Below are 12,759 nucleotides of genomic sequence, written 5' to 3' on the forward strand. Positions count from 1 at the left end.
GAGGCGAAAAATGGCTTAGCAGAGGGCTTACAGCCGCACAACTCTTGCCGCCGCTCTGCCTGCAGCCGATGCTTTCACGCTGCCCCCGCATGCGTTACATCCTATGCAACAGCAAACAGGATTGAAGCCTCATGAGCACGGCATTGGATCGTGCCGCCGGATCGACGGGTGCAGCGGAGCTGCCGCCGCCGGTGGCGCGGCGGCGCACCTTCGCGATCATCTCCCACCCCGACGCAGGCAAGACCACGCTCACCGAGAAGCTGCTGCTCTTCGGCGGCGCCATTCAGCTCGCCGGTGCGGTCAAGGCCCGCGGCGACCAGCGCCGGGCGCATTCGGACTGGATGAAGGTGGAGCGCGAGCGCGGCATCTCCGTCGCCACCTCGGTCATGACCTTCGACTATGGCGACTGCACCTTCAACCTGCTCGACACCCCGGGCCATGAGGACTTCTCAGAAGACACCTACCGCACGCTGACAGCGGTGGACTCGGCCGTGATGGTGATCGACGCCGCCAAGGGTATCGAGGCACAGACCCGCAAGCTCTTCGAGGTCTGCCGCCTGCGCGACGTCCCGATCATCACCTTCATCAACAAGATGGACCGCGAGGCCCAGGACTCCTTCGAGCTCTTGCAGGAGATCGAGGAGACCCTGGCGCTGGAGGTCACCCCGGCCTCCTGGCCCATCGGCATGGGTCGCCAGTTCCGCGGCTGCTACGATCTGCTGCGCGACCGTCTGATCCTACTGGAGCGTTCCAAGGGCGAGCGGCCAGACGAGGGCGAAGCCTGCGACGGCCTGGACGACCCCAAGCTCGACGCCCTGCTGCCCGACCATGCGGTCGCGCAGCTGCGCGAAGAGGTCGAGATGGCCCGCGGCCTCTGCCCGTCCTTCGATTTCGACCGCTACCGCGAGGGAACACAGACGCCGGTCTACTTCGGTTCGGCCATCAACAACTTCGGTGTCCGCGAACTGCTGGATGGCATCGCCGCCTTCGCCCCGCCGCCGCGCCCGCAGCCGGCAGCCGAACGTGAGGTGGCCGCATCGGACAAAAAGGTGGCGGGCTTCGTTTTCAAGATCCAGGCCAATATGGACCCGAAGCATCGCGACCGCATCGCCTTCGTGCGGCTTGCCTCCGGCCACTTCAAGCGCGGCATGAAGCTGAAGCAGGTGCGCACCGGAAAGCAGCTGGCGATCCACAACCCGGTGCTCTTCCTGGCCCGCGACCGCGAACTGGCCGAGGAGGCCTGGGCCGGCGATGTCATCGGCATCCCGAACCACGGCGTCCTGCACCTGGGGGATACCCTGACCGAGGGTGAGGAACTGCACTTCCGCGGCCTGCCGGCCTTCGCGCCGGAACTGCTGCAGAAAGTGCGCCCCATCGACCCCTTGAAGGCCAAGCACCTGGGTCGCGCGCTCGAGCAGCTGGCCCAGGAAGGGGCTGCCCGCGTGTTCAAGCCGATGATCGGCGCCGACTGGATCGTCGGCGTGGTCGGCGGCCTGCAGTTCGACGTGCTGGCCGACCGCATCCGCACCGAGTACGACGTACCGGTGATCTTCGAGGCAACCCAGTACTACACCGCCCGCTGGGTCGAAGCCGACGAACCGGCCAAGCTCAAGGCCTTCATCGACCGCAACAAGGCGAACCTGGCCGAGGACCACGAGGGCTTCCCGGTGTTCATGGCGCGCAACGCCTGGCACCTGCAGGATGGCCAGGACGGCGCGCCGGACGTGCGCTTCCTGGCAACACGCGAGCCGGTCACCGCAGCCTGAGTGCACGGGGCCTGAGTGCAGAGGAGCCGAGTGAATAGGGGCTCAAGCGAGAGGACCTGCCATGTCATCGCAGATCAACATCACCGACGAGATCACCGACTACCTGCTCTCGGTCTCCCTGCGGGAAGATCCGGTGCTGCGGGAGTTGCGGGAGGAAACGGTTGCCCTGGGCGGCAGCGCGCGCATGCAGATCAGCCCGCACCAAGGCCAGTTCATGCGTCTGCTGGCAGGCCTGATGGGGGTGCGGCGCGGCATCGAGGTCGGCACCTTCACCGGCTACTCGGCGCTCTGCACGGCCCAGGCCCTGCCCGAGGACGGGCGCCTGGTCTGCTGCGACATCAGCGATGAGTGGACCGGAATCGCCCGGCGCTACTGGGAGCGCGCCCGCGTCGCCGGCAAGATCGACCTGCGCCTGGGACCGGCCGGCGATACCCTGGACGCGTTGCTGAACGAAGGCGGGGCCGGCGCCTACGACTGGCTGTTCCTCGATGCGGACAAGACCGGCTACGACGGCTATTACGAGCAGGGTCTGACGCTGCTGCGTCCAGGCGGGCTCATTCTGGTGGACAATGTACTTTGGAACGGCGCGGTGCTGCGCCCTGCCGACCAGTTGGACGCCAAGCAGGATGTCGACACACTGGCGCTGCAAGTCTTCAACAAGAAGCTCCACGGCGACGAAAGGGTGGAGATTGCCCTGTTGCCGCTGGGCGACGGTTTGACTCTGGCACGCAAGCGCTGACGCGGCCTGCGGAGCCAAGCCGGACAGCCTGAGGCCTGCACCCCTGGCGCAGACCTCAGGCACAGGAATGCCGCTGCGGCAGAGGCTCAGGAGCCGATGGGAATGCGCTTCGCCTTGCGCACGGCATCCGGCTTGCGGGCGACGCGGATGGTCAGGATGCCCTTGTCGTAGCGGGCTTTCACCTTTTCCTCGTCTATGCCCTCAGGCAGGGCGATGCTACGCTCGAAACTGCCGTAGCGCCGTTCCGAAACACGGGTCCGGCCCTCCTCGCGCTCGCTTTCGCTCTTCTTCTCGCCGCGAATGGTCAGGATGCCCTGGTCGAGGGTGACCTCCACATCCTTCTCATCGACTCCCGGCAATTCGGCGGTAACCACCAGTTCCTTGTCCTCCTCGACAAGGTCGATGCTGGGCACATGCAAGGCCAGCCCACCTTCGCCACCGACGCGTGCATCCCAGAAGGCTCCGGGACGCGCGATGCCGCCGGACAGGAAATCGTCGAACAGCCGGTCCATCTGATCACGAAGACTGGTCAGCGGATGGCCCGGCAAGGCACTGCGCTGCAATGCAGGCGACTTCGACTGCTCACTCTGCTTGGTCATGGGTTTCACTCCTGCACACCGTGGAAGAGAGGAGATTTGCGCAGCCATGCTGGCGCTTATCGGCGCGCTGCGCTTTGCGCTGGATCAAGGCGGAGGGCCGCAAGATGGCATGAGGCTGGGCAGTCTGACGCACGCGCAAAATCATGCCTTCGATCGGAAACCACCTGTTTCTGATCATGCGCCATCCGGTCTATTGTGAAGGCACCATGCTGAAGCTTCCCCGCACCCTGCGCCTTGACCAGAGCGATCTGCGCATCTTCCCCCAGGCCGCCGAGCCGGGGGAATGGGCCGTGCCGGGAACCTTCGCCTTTCTGGAACGCAATCCGGCCGCCTATGAGGGCAAGGAACGCCTGGCTTTTTCCAGCGGCTGGCTGGGTTGCGAGACATTCGGACGCTCGACCCTGGTGGAAGTGGCGGAGGTGGCCGAATCCGATTACTTCGCTGTCGTGGAACGCCTGGCCCGCCACTTTGTCGAGCACTATGGCGCACCCGATCTTGGCGCGGCATTGCCGGCCGCCCGAGAAGAGGTCGACCATGCCGCTTCTCTCGCCCAGGACCACAAGATCGGCACCCTGCTGGCCATGGAGCGGCATTTGGACGACGCCTACCACATCCGCGAGCGCTATCGCGTCATCCTGCCGAGCCGCAGCGAAGAGCACACGCGCATCTGGACCCTGGTGGAAGACGAGCCGGACGAGGAGCCTTAGGCCCGATCATCCGGGGCTGCCTCATCCGCAGCGGTGTCGTCCGACCCGGCGGGCGGCGCCGGTTGCTGTTGGGTGATGCAGTGAATGCCGCCGCCGCCACGCAGGATGTCGAGCACCGGCACCTGCACCACGCGCCGGCCGGGGAAGAGCGAAACCACGGTGTCGAAGGCCTTGTCGTCCGCCGCATCATCGAATCCGGGCAGGATCACACCTCCGTTGGCCACATAGAAGTTGACGTAGGAGAGCGACAAGCGACCGCCCTGTCCGTCCTTGACCGCTTTGGGCAGCGGCAGCGGCACCACCTTCAGCTTGCGGCCCGCCGCATCGGTCGTGCTCCGCAGCACCTCCAGGTTGGCTTGCAGCGCCTCCCAGCTGGGATCGTCCCGATCCTCAGTGACCACGGCCGCCACGACCCCGGGGCTGGCAAAACAGGCGACATTGTCCACATGCCCGTCGGTCTCGTCGGCGTGCAGGCCACCCGGCAGCCAGATCAGCTTGCTGCAGCCGGTGTAGGCGAGCAGCAGCGCCTCGATCTCGGCGCGGTTCTTTCCGGGGTTGCGGTTGTCGTTCACCAGGGTGGGCTCCACGGCCAGCAGCGTGCCCTCCCCGTCCACGTGCAGGGCACCGCCCTCGGTCACCAGAGGCGCCGGATAGCGCTTGGCCCCCACATAGTCGATGACCTGCCGCGCCAGGGCCGCGTCACGATCATAGGGGCGATAGCGCTGCCCCCAGGCGTTGAACACCCAGTCCACAGCCGCGAGCGCCCCGTCCGGCCCGAGAAGAAAGGTCGGGCCGCTGTCGCGCATCCAGGAATCGTCCATCTCCATGGGCATGCAGGCAACGCCGCTGCCGCAGCGCACCGAGGCGTCGGTCAGGCAATCGGGCTCCGCCAGCATGGTTACCGGCTCGAAGTCCGCGATCGCCTTGGCCACGGCGGCATAAGCGTCCCGCGCGGCCTCGAGGCCATCACCCCAGAGGCTCTCCCGGCAAGGCCAGGCCATCCAGCAGCGGGCATGCGGCGCCCATTCGGCCGGCACACGAAAGCCATCGTCACGTGGTGTTCGCATCCTGGGGAAACCCCGCGGTTGTTTCGGAGAGAAGGACTCTAGACCGGATCGCAGCAAATCTGAACCACAAGGTTATCAGATCTCATGGGTGAATCAGGTCTGGATTCAAAGGTGTAACGCAGAGCCACGCGAGCCTGAGAGAATCCGGGCGAGGCCACCGAACTCAGCGCCGGCGCCCCATGGCGAAGAAGAAAACCGTCAGGATGGCAAAGACCGGCACGGCGCCCCAGTTCAACACGGTCAGCAGCAGCGGATCCCAGAGCCAGGGCAGCAGGTGTCGCTCGATTCCCGCCTGGGTCAGACTGAGACTGGCAGGGTCGATGCTGTACCAGAACTGGCCGATGGGCCGGAAGCGGAAGTCGGCCTGGGTGCTGTGCCAGGCCCAGAGTTCCAGGGCGAGCAACAGCACGGTCACCGCCAAAAAGACGTAGCCCAGAATCTCGCTCACGACCCGCATTGCTGCCACCCCTGCCCGCTTTCCCCGGAGGCTAACGATCTGACAGGCCCGGCCCAAGTGTTTCTTCATCCTCCGGCAGGAAAAGCACCAAGTGGTCGTTGCATCCCCCCCTGCATCTGGCTAACTTCCGGCCCCGCGGGTGAGGTGGCCGAGTGGTTGAAGGCGCACGCCTGGAACGCGTGTAAGGGTTAACAGCCCTTCGTGGGTTCGAATCCCACCCTCACCGCCATCGCGTTCTCTGTTCATTCCCGAGACATAGGTAACGGCTCTTCCCCATTATCGGGGGATGGGCATTCATCATTATCGGGGGATGGGCATTCATCAGGCTCGATTGATGACGCCGTTCCAGCCGCAGAGGGCAAGGACCCTCATACGGTATTCTGGAAATTCCTGAAGCCGAAGGCGCGGCGCGAGATCATCTCCATCTTGGTATGAAATCCCTCGGTGATGCCGTTGGATTTGGAGAAGCGCCAAATCCGGACAATCGGCCCGAGCCGGAGGCACCAGGACAGCGCTCTATCGGGCGCCCGCGCCACCGTGGCGCGACTCGGGCCCGGCCGCTGCCCATTGCGCCACAGCGAACCGGCCTCCAGCGAGGGCAGCGGCGGGATTCACAACAAAAGAGCGCGCTAAATCTTCTCCTACAATCTTTAGATCCGCTTTTCGACGGATAATACCTACGCAATCTTCGTCGCCCCTTCGTTCGGGGAGGAAAGTTGTGTAAACCCTGATTGCGGGGTGGGGACTCTGGCTTGTCGTGTTCTGGTAGCAAATACTGTGGCAAATACGCGGCAAAAACCGGGCGCAAGCTGAAGCAGGAGAGGCGTATGACCCGCGATTACCCGGACAGCAGTCACTGCAATGCGGCAGCGCTGTGGGGTGTTCTACTAATCCTAATGGGTGCCTGGGCCTGTTTCTCGGCGCCACTCGCGCGTGCGGATACGATTATTCTAACCGTCAAGGGCTCCATTGAGCAGGAAGCGGTAGAGTTCACCCGGGCGGAACTGGAAGCACTGGAGCAGGTCGAGCTGGAAACCGGCACCAGCGTGACGCACGGGCAGCAGACCTTTCGCGGTTTTCTGCTTTGGGATCTTCTGGAGAGCCTCGGTGCCAAGGGCGAAGAGATCGTCGCCCGCGCCCTCAACGATTATGAAATCATCATTCCCATGTCCGATGTCCGGGACTACGCGGTGATCGGCGCGCTCTCCATGGACGGGGAGCCGCTCAGCCCGCGTGACAAGGGGCCCATCTGGATCGTCTACCCACGCGACCAGCATGAAGAGCTGCAGGACATCCGCTTCGACATGCGCTGGGTCTGGCAACTGCACGAACTCGAGGTCCGATGATTGCAAGCCTGCGACCGCTTCTGCCGCAGCGGCGGTCGATCCTCGTCGCCTATGGGTCGCTCATCCCGCTCATTCTGGTCAGTTTCGGCCTGCTGATCTTTGCCCTGACCCAGACCTCGAGCCTGGAACGGGACATGCGCATCTCCGCCACGGAGAACATGCTGTGGGTCGTCAGCCAGACACAGATGGAGGTGCTGCTGCTCGCCAATGCCGCCGAAGACCTGGAGGGCACCAGCGCCACGACGGTCGAGCACCGTTACGACATGGCGATCTCGCGCCTCAATCTCCTGCTCCAGGGACCGCAGCAGCGCTACCTGCAGGAGATCGGGCGCGCCGGCGACGTCCGCTCCTTGCACGCCCGCCTGCTGGAGCAGGACCCCTTGCAGAAGGGCACCGACCCGGCGGCGCGTGCCGCGCTCTTCCAGGAGGCCATGGCGCTCCACCCGGAGATCAACCGCTTGGCGGGCGAGGTCATGACCCAGGAGTGGAGCACTGCTGCAGCGCGTCTTGACCACTACCGACGCATACAGCGCACGGTCATCCTGGCCGTTGTGGGCGCACTGCTGGGCACGGCCTTGATGTCCTGGACCCTGATGCGCAACCAGCGCCGCCTGCACGCTGGCGAACTGGCCAGGCTGCGGGCGAGCCGCCTGCAGTCACTGTTGGAACGTGAACGGCAGACCAGTGCCTGGTATCGCGATTTTGCGGCCATGATCTCGCATCAGGTCCGCACACCCCTGGCGGTGATCGACAGTGCGATGCAACGCCTGGCACGCAAGGGAGAGCGAATCACCGCTGCCGATGTCGCGGAGCGGCAGACCATTGTGCGCAGTGCGGTCGACCGGGTCAGTCGCCTCGTGGACACCGCGCTGCTGACCGGGCGGCTCGACAACCGGCAGATCGAGCCGCAACCCGCGGTCCAGGCGCTGGGCCCGCTGGTACAGCAAACCCTGGACGAGGCGCGGCAGGCCCATCCCGATCGTCGCATCGACCTGTCGGCCGCCAATCCGGAGGCTCGGGCACACTGCGACCCCGCCCTTGTCGGCCACAGCCTGGGCAATCTGGTCTCCAACGCCCTGAAGTACAGCGCCGAGGACACGCCGGTGGAACTGCGCCTCTTCACCCAGGGGAACTTCGTAGCCCTGGCGGTGGCCGACCGGGGGACCGGGATCGCACCGGGCGAGCAGGAGCGGATATTTGAGCGTTTCTATCGCGCAGAGAATGCAACAAACCAACCGGGCAGCGGCCTGGGACTGGCACTCGCACGAGACCTCGCCCGGCTGCAGGGCGGGGATGTAACCGTGGAAAGCTGGCCCGGAAGCGGGTCGCTCTTCACCCTCTGGCTGCCGCGGGCAGGCACCTCGGAAATCAGGAGCGAGCGATGACGCAGTCCGGGAGCGAAGTCGCCCCCTTGATCCTCTGCTGCGAGGATGAGCCGCACCTGCGCGCCGACATAGCCGACGAACTGCGCGAAGCCGGCTATCGGGTGGTGGAGGCCGCAAGCGGACCGGACGCACTGGCGGCGCTGCAGTCGCTGCACCCGGACCTCATCCTCTGCGATATCATGATGCCGGGCCTCGACGGCTACGGCGTCCTCGAGCGGCTGCGGCACGATCATTCCCATTTGGCCGACGTGCCCTTCGTCTTTCTCACCGCCCTCTCGCCGAGCGATGCGGTGGTCAAGGGCAAGCGCGCCGGCGCAGACGACTATCTGACCAAGCCGATCGACTATGACCTGATGCTGGCCACCATCGACGCCCGCCTGCGCCAGGTGCGTCGCTGGCGCGAGGGCCTGCCGCCCGCATCGCGCATCGGGCAGACCCTGCTCGAGCGGCTCAACATCGGCGTGCTGGTTTTCGACCGCACCGGCACGCTCAGCTACGCCAATCCCGTTGCGGCCACGCTTTTGGAGGTGCCGCGGGCCAGCGGCGGCGTCCAGCGGCTCCCGGCGCCGCTTCCGCGAACCGTCAAGGAGCTCTGCCAGGCCGCGCTTGCGGAGCAGGAGCGCTCGATATCGGTGCGCCTCAGCTGCGGCGGTCACGACCAGGAGCTCATCACCGTGCTCTATTCCCGGCCGCTTGCGGGGGCCGCCGCAAGCGAACCGGCGGTGATTGCCTTCCTGACCAACCCGGCGCAGCGCAAGCCCCTATCCCCGCAGTGCCTGGCCGAGCTCTTCGAACTCACGCCCAGCGAGACGCAGGTGGCGATCAAGCTTGCAGAGGGCAAGCGACCCGACGAGATCGCGGAAACGCTGGAGGTCTCGCCTACGACCGTTGCCTTCCACCTGCGCAATATCTTCAGCAAAACCGACACCAATCGTCAGGCCGATCTCGTCGCCCTTCTACTATCGCTGCCCCTGCGCCAAGCCGCCTGAAATCTGTCGTCCCGGGCCCGCCCCCTGCGTTTGGACGGGGCGGCCGCCGACGGGCCTTGGTAGAGCGGAGCCTGCCGAATGGGCCAGCAGCCCATCCGGCCGGGTTTGTCAGATACAGAAGCCACAAGATCGAAAGCGGGGTTGAACGGGCATGTGGGACTTTTCATTCGGGCGCAGCGTCGGGCTGATGCTGCAAACGCTTCCATTCATCCTCCTGCGCATGGCGGTCTACTTCGGCGCCGCGCTGGCCTATGTGCTGGTGACGGGCACGGGAGCCGGCCTGGGCTGGGGCATCGGGGCGCTGGGCGATGAAGGCTTTCGCGCCACCGCGACCTTCGGCGGTGGCTTCATCGGATTTCTCATCGTCCTGGGCATCATGTACTGGCTGCGCGAGTACATTCTCTACCTGGTGAAAGCCGGCCATATCGCCGTGATGGTCGAACTGATCGACAAGCGGCCCATGCCGGAGGGACGCAGCCAGATCGGCCACGCCCAGGCGATGGTGCGCGAACGCTTCGCCGAAGCCAGCGTCCTCTTTGCCGTGGATCAGCTGGTCAAGGGTGTGCTGCGCGCCATCACCGGCCTCGTCCGGGGCATCTTCACCATACTGCCCATCCCCGGGGTGAAGCAGTTGATCTCGATCCTGCACGCCTTCCTGCGCGTGGCTGTCGGCTTCATCGACGAGGTGATTCTGGCCCACGCCCTGCGCACCAGGGCCAGCGATCCCTGGGAATCGGCACGCACCGCACTGGTGCTCTATGGCCAGAACTACCGTCCGATGCTCAAGAACGCGGCCTGGATCACGGTCTTCGTCTACAGCCTCTCTGCCATCCTCTTCTTCGTCATGCTGGCCCCGGCGGCCCTGGTGGCAAACTTCTTCCCCGGCGGTCTCTCTGCGCTCGGTGTGGTCCTGGCCGTCATCTTCGCCTGGTCGATCAAGGCCGCGGTGCTTGAGCCGCTGGCGGTTGCCTGCCTGCTACAGGCCTACTTCCGCACCATCGAGGGACAGTCGCCGGACCCGCAGTGGGAAAGCCGTCTCGAAGGAATGTCCGACAAGTTCCGCCAGCTGAAGGCAAAAGCGCCGGGTCCCAGTGCTCAACCGCAGCCGTCGGAGGCATGATGGCGAAGCTCAAGTCCCTCGGCCTGCTCGGCCTGCTGTGCTTCGCCCCACCGGCTCTCGCCGGCAGCTTCACGCACGACCATGTCATTGGCTTTTCCGAAGACGGCCGCTATTTCGCCTTCGAGACCTATGGCCTGCAGCGCGGCTCCGGCCTGCCCTATGCGAATCTCTTCGTGGTCGACCTGGCCCGCAATGCCTGGGTGGAGGGCACGCCCTATCGCGGGCGCATGGAAGAGGTGCATATGGCCGAAGTGGAAGCCGCACCCTTCGCCGCTCTGGGCCAGGTGCGATCCGAGGTGAAGGCATCGGCAGGGGCAACGCTGGAGCGACTCGCCATCGAGCGCCCGGCAACCCGCCTCTTTTCCCGCGGACTCGGCGAGGTGCACGCCGCCTCCGCCGAGGCGATCATATCCACGCCGCATCCCGACGACCCCACTCGTCTGGCGCCTGCCTCTATGAAACTCCTGCTGGAGCCGGTCGCACGGCCGGGCGGCGCGGATTACTGCTGGGAGCCGGAATCCCTGCGGGGTTATCGACTGAGCCTCGAGCATCCGGACGGGCGCGGCGAAGTGATTCATGCCGATGCACGCATTCCCGCCTCGCGCGGCTGTCCCCGCGCCTACCGACTCGACGCGGTGCTCTCCGCCGGCTATCCACAGGAGGGCGATCAGGGTGTCGCCCTGATCTCGGTCTGGCGTGACGGCTTCGAGGGTCTGGAGCGCCATGTGATCGCCCAACCCGTTCCCCTGCCGAGTTCAGCAAGCGGCAGCTTCACTGCGGTTACCGGCGGCGAGCGGCCCGAAGCCGCCGGGAGCCTGGATGAGATCATCCAGGGGTGGCTGGCCGGCACGACGCCGCAGGATGCGCGGGCAATGAGCGAGGTGCTGCAGCAAAGCCTCCCCGCCGATCCGGACAGCGTCTTCTGGCCCGATGCGGAGCTTTCCGCCCTGACACGCGCCGCGCTCCTCCTGGAGCAGGAAGAGCCTGCCCTGCCCTTCGCCCGCACCCGTTTCGACGTAGAGACACGGCAACTTGCGCCGGAAGGTGCCGGCGGTCCAACCACCGTTACCCTGATTCGCGCCAGCCGCTTCAACGTCGGGCCGCAGCGCCGGGCGGACCTCATCGAGGAGCTTGGTGCAGAGGTCGTGGCCCCGGCCGCGGAGTTCGGCCAGGGTCCGAACGTGGAATGGCGCTTTGTCATGCGCCCGCTTCAGGGAATGCGCGCCGATCTGGCGGCCGCTGGCCGCCGGGAGATCGGCGCCGTCGATCAGCAGCGCTGCGGCCTGCAAGCCTGCCTCTCCAGCCTGCCGACCAGCCTCGCCCTGTCACAGGAGCCGGAGTTGCATACACTCCAAGGCCTGCCCTTCGATCCACCCTATAGTGCCGAGCATCAGGGCCGTCTGACTGCGCCTGCCGCTTTGGACTTGCTGGAACGCCTCGTCGCCGAAGGGGCAATTTCCGCTCTGGAGGGCACGTTCCTGGTGGAGCAGGATCTGGGTCAGGACAGTGGTCTGGAGGCTCACTGGTTCGCGGGCAAGCAAAGCGCAGAGCCGGACGCCCAGGTCCTCTCGCTGCCCGGACCTGGCATTTTCGTCAATCCGGCCTGGCAATAGTCCCCGTCTGGCAACTGTCAGCGAGCGCCGAGCCCGCACCGGCCCACTCCAGGGCGTGCTCCACCCGGTCGGCGTCCCTGCTGTTACCCCAACGAGCCTCGGCTTGAAGATGGACAAAAACTATACCATTTTATGGCATGGATTTTGAGTACGACCCGGCTAAGAGTCTGTCCAACCTTCAAAAGCACGGCATAAGGTTCGAGCACGCTGAGGCACTCTGGGAGGATCCATGGCTGATTGAGGCGCCAGCAAGAACCGAGGATGAGCCACGCTTTTTATCGATCGGAAAGATCGAAGATAAGCATTGGGCAGCAGTCTGGACGCCACGCGGAAACGCGGTGCGTATCATTTGGGTGCGCCGAGCTCGAAAAGAGGAGATCAGTTACTATGAAGGCGACCGAATTTGACGCCAAGTTCGACGCTGGCGAAGATGTCAGCGATGCCGTGGCTGGTCTCAGGCGCGTCGTCGTAATGATCAGCCCAAGCGCGTGAATGTGGACTTCCCGGCATGGGTCGTGGACCGGCTCGACAAAGAGGCTCGTCACCTGGGCGTTACGCGACAATCATTGATCAAACTATGGATTGCCGAGAAGCTTCAGTAGCAACTTGCATTGATCACACTGAGGACAGGAGCGCAAACAGCCATCCTATCCAGCGCATGCTCGTCAGATGATTGTAGATACTGCCGACAGAGTGATCAATCGTGAGTTGGCTCTGAGCCCTCTCGCCTGACACGTCCGATCCGGAAAGCCGGGCTCAGCGCCTGCAACTAGAGCAGATCGACTCAAAATCGGGTTCGCGAAGCGACCCGGTTTGAGTCGTGAATCTGCTCTACACCTTTGATTCAGGGCGGATTCACGCGTTTGTTCTGCACGCTGCGCGTTACAGATCAAACGCGATCCGCTTGTCTTATGAAGATGGCGGTTCATCGGTAGAAGATGAACCATCGCCGGTGCCTGACCCGCACCGGC

At 64.9% G+C, this 12,759-nt stretch carries 14 protein-coding genes, 1 tRNA gene and 1 pseudogene; 12 read left to right on the forward strand and 4 right to left on the reverse strand.

Annotated elements, in window-relative coordinates:
* Positions 1 to 131 precede the first annotated feature (131 nt).
* Both ABZ720_RS14135 and ABZ720_RS14140 read left to right on the forward strand, forming a co-directional pair.
* Positions 132 to 1,766 carry a peptide chain release factor 3 gene (locus ABZ720_RS14135; protein WP_366556175.1) on the forward strand — a complete coding sequence of 545 codons (1,635 nt, stop codon included), beginning with the start codon at positions 132 to 134 and terminating at the stop codon, positions 1,764 to 1,766.
* A gap of 61 nt (positions 1,767 to 1,827) precedes the next feature.
* Positions 1,828 to 2,505 (forward strand): class I SAM-dependent methyltransferase, encoded by a 678-nt coding sequence (locus ABZ720_RS14140; protein WP_366556176.1) that lies wholly within the window; start codon positions 1,828 to 1,830, stop codon positions 2,503 to 2,505.
* An 86-nt stretch (positions 2,506 to 2,591) separates the two neighbouring features.
* Here the strand turns inward: ABZ720_RS14140 and ABZ720_RS14145 are convergent, their stop codons facing one another.
* Positions 2,592 to 3,104 carry an Hsp20/alpha crystallin family protein gene (locus ABZ720_RS14145; protein ID WP_366556177.1) on the reverse strand — a complete coding sequence of 171 codons (513 nt, stop codon included), beginning with the start codon at positions 3,102 to 3,104 and terminating at the stop codon, positions 2,592 to 2,594.
* A gap of 46 nt (positions 3,105 to 3,150) precedes the next feature.
* Here ABZ720_RS14145 and ABZ720_RS14150 point away from each other — a divergent pair, with 46 nt between their 5' ends.
* The gene (locus ABZ720_RS14150) at positions 3,151 to 3,303 is read left to right on the forward strand and encodes a hypothetical protein (RefSeq protein WP_366556178.1); all 153 of its coding nucleotides are present in this window, start codon (positions 3,151 to 3,153) and stop codon (positions 3,301 to 3,303) included.
* Between the two features lie 7 nt (positions 3,304 to 3,310).
* Positions 3,311 to 3,811 carry a DUF6505 family protein gene (locus tag ABZ720_RS14155; protein ID WP_366556179.1) on the forward strand — a complete coding sequence of 167 codons (501 nt, stop codon included), beginning with the start codon at positions 3,311 to 3,313 and terminating at the stop codon, positions 3,809 to 3,811.
* On the opposite strand, the gene ABZ720_RS14160 is transcribed toward ABZ720_RS14155, so the two are convergent.
* The gene (locus tag ABZ720_RS14160) at positions 3,808 to 4,878 is read right to left on the reverse strand and encodes an agmatine deiminase family protein (RefSeq protein ID WP_366556180.1); all 1,071 of its coding nucleotides are present in this window, start codon (positions 4,876 to 4,878) and stop codon (positions 3,808 to 3,810) included. The two genes, ABZ720_RS14155 and ABZ720_RS14160, sit on opposite strands and share 4 nt — an antisense overlap.
* A gap of 163 nt (positions 4,879 to 5,041) precedes the next feature.
* The gene (locus ABZ720_RS14165; protein WP_366556181.1) at positions 5,042 to 5,326 is read right to left on the reverse strand and encodes a hypothetical protein; all 285 of its coding nucleotides are present in this window, start codon (positions 5,324 to 5,326) and stop codon (positions 5,042 to 5,044) included.
* A gap of 147 nt (positions 5,327 to 5,473) precedes the next feature.
* On the opposite strand from ABZ720_RS14165, the gene ABZ720_RS14170 reads away from it, so the two are divergent.
* A tRNA-Ser gene (locus tag ABZ720_RS14170) sits at positions 5,474 to 5,564 on the forward strand.
* A gap of 92 nt (positions 5,565 to 5,656) precedes the next feature.
* On the opposite strand, the pseudogene ABZ720_RS14175 reads toward ABZ720_RS14170, so the two are convergent.
* Positions 5,657 to 5,820: pseudogene (locus ABZ720_RS14175) on the reverse strand (transposase); the annotation flags it as partial.
* A 342-nt stretch (positions 5,821 to 6,162) separates the two neighbouring features.
* On the opposite strand from ABZ720_RS14175, the gene ABZ720_RS14180 reads away from it, so the two are divergent.
* From ABZ720_RS14180 to brnA, 7 genes are all read left to right on the forward strand, one after another.
* Entirely contained in the window at positions 6,163 to 6,681 is a 519-nt protein-coding gene (locus ABZ720_RS14180; RefSeq protein ID WP_366556182.1) for a putative pterin-binding protein, read from the forward strand.
* The gene (locus ABZ720_RS14185; protein ID WP_366556183.1) at positions 6,678 to 8,066 is read left to right on the forward strand and encodes a sensor histidine kinase; all 1,389 of its coding nucleotides are present in this window, start codon (positions 6,678 to 6,680) and stop codon (positions 8,064 to 8,066) included. Before ABZ720_RS14180 ends, ABZ720_RS14185 begins: the two co-directional genes overlap by 4 nt.
* Positions 8,063 to 9,055, forward strand: coding sequence for a response regulator (locus tag ABZ720_RS14190; RefSeq protein WP_366556184.1), 993 nt, complete (start codon positions 8,063 to 8,065; stop codon positions 9,053 to 9,055). The genes ABZ720_RS14185 and ABZ720_RS14190 overlap by 4 nt, the downstream gene beginning before the upstream one ends.
* A gap of 151 nt (positions 9,056 to 9,206) precedes the next feature.
* A complete protein-coding gene (locus ABZ720_RS14195; RefSeq protein WP_366556185.1) occupies positions 9,207 to 10,175 on the forward strand; it encodes a hypothetical protein in 969 nt (322 codons plus the stop codon).
* Positions 10,172 to 11,788 (forward strand): DUF2259 domain-containing protein, encoded by a 1,617-nt coding sequence (locus ABZ720_RS14200; RefSeq protein ID WP_366556186.1) that lies wholly within the window; start codon positions 10,172 to 10,174, stop codon positions 11,786 to 11,788. Before ABZ720_RS14195 ends, ABZ720_RS14200 begins: the two co-directional genes overlap by 4 nt.
* 137 nt (positions 11,789 to 11,925) lie before the next feature.
* Positions 11,926 to 12,195, forward strand: coding sequence for a BrnT family toxin (locus tag ABZ720_RS14205; protein ID WP_366556187.1), 270 nt, complete (start codon positions 11,926 to 11,928; stop codon positions 12,193 to 12,195).
* A gap of 87 nt (positions 12,196 to 12,282) precedes the next feature.
* Entirely contained in the window at positions 12,283 to 12,390 is a 108-nt protein-coding gene (brnA, locus tag ABZ720_RS17490; protein WP_438264107.1) for a type II toxin-antitoxin system BrnA family antitoxin, read from the forward strand.
* Positions 12,391 to 12,759 lie beyond the last annotated feature (369 nt).

The organism is Aquibaculum sediminis, from assembly GCF_040712085.1.
Lineage (GTDB): Bacteria > Pseudomonadota > Alphaproteobacteria > Kiloniellales > DSM-21159 > Aquibaculum > Aquibaculum sediminis.

Bases quoted from the DNA above. Each gene is read 5' to 3' on its own strand.
- ABZ720_RS14135 (WP_366556175.1), top strand. From the start codon at position 132: ATGAGCACGGCATTGGATCGTGCCGCCGGATCGACGGGTGCAGCGGAG.
- ABZ720_RS14140 (WP_366556176.1), top strand. From the start codon at position 1,828: ATGTCATCGCAGATCAACATCACCGACGAGATCACCGACTACCTGCTC.
- ABZ720_RS14145 (WP_366556177.1), bottom strand. From the start codon at position 3,104: ATGACCAAGCAGAGTGAGCAGTCGAAGTCGCCTGCATTGCAGCGCAGT.
- ABZ720_RS14150 (WP_366556178.1), top strand. From the start codon at position 3,151: ATGCTGGCGCTTATCGGCGCGCTGCGCTTTGCGCTGGATCAAGGCGGA.
- ABZ720_RS14155 (WP_366556179.1), top strand. From the start codon at position 3,311: ATGCTGAAGCTTCCCCGCACCCTGCGCCTTGACCAGAGCGATCTGCGC.
- ABZ720_RS14160 (WP_366556180.1), bottom strand. From the start codon at position 4,878: ATGCGAACACCACGTGACGATGGCTTTCGTGTGCCGGCCGAATGGGCG.
- ABZ720_RS14180 (WP_366556182.1), top strand. From the start codon at position 6,163: ATGACCCGCGATTACCCGGACAGCAGTCACTGCAATGCGGCAGCGCTG.
- ABZ720_RS14185 (WP_366556183.1), top strand. From the start codon at position 6,678: ATGATTGCAAGCCTGCGACCGCTTCTGCCGCAGCGGCGGTCGATCCTC.
- ABZ720_RS14190 (WP_366556184.1), top strand. From the start codon at position 8,063: ATGACGCAGTCCGGGAGCGAAGTCGCCCCCTTGATCCTCTGCTGCGAG.
- ABZ720_RS14195 (WP_366556185.1), top strand. From the start codon at position 9,207: ATGTGGGACTTTTCATTCGGGCGCAGCGTCGGGCTGATGCTGCAAACG.
- ABZ720_RS14200 (WP_366556186.1), top strand. From the start codon at position 10,172: ATGATGGCGAAGCTCAAGTCCCTCGGCCTGCTCGGCCTGCTGTGCTTC.
- ABZ720_RS14205 (WP_366556187.1), top strand. From the start codon at position 11,926: ATGGATTTTGAGTACGACCCGGCTAAGAGTCTGTCCAACCTTCAAAAG.